This window comes from Aquabacterium soli, assembly GCF_003933735.1.
Classification (GTDB): Bacteria; Pseudomonadota; Gammaproteobacteria; order Burkholderiales; family Burkholderiaceae_C; genus Aquabacterium; species Aquabacterium soli.
Map to the genome: position 1 here is coordinate 1 of NZ_RSED01000105.1, position 333 is coordinate 333.

Annotated in this window: 1 protein-coding gene; it reads left to right on the top strand. The window is 64.9% G+C overall.

Going from position 1 to position 333, the window contains the following annotated elements:
- Positions 1-333 (top strand): Calx-beta domain-containing protein (locus EIP75_RS23960; protein ID WP_274379831.1); only part of this gene is annotated, 333 nt, incomplete at both ends.

Genomic DNA, 333 nt, shown 5'->3' on the forward strand with positions numbered 1-333 from the left:
CAATGGCCTGCCCAGCCTGAGCATCAACGACGTCGAAGTGAACGAAGCGGCCGGCACGGCCACCTTCACGGTGACCCTGAGCGGCCCGAGCAGCACCCAGGTGACGGTGAACTACGGCACGCAGGATGCCTCGGCCAAGGCCGGCCAGGACTACACGGCCAACAGCGGCACGCTGACCTTCGCCCCGGGCGAGACCAGCAAGACCATCACGGTCGCGATCACCAACGACAACATCTACGAAGGCATCGAGCAGTACCAGGTGGTGCTGAGCAATGTCAGCGCCAACGCGCAGATCGGTGACGGCACCGGCGTCGGTGGCATCAATGACCAGGG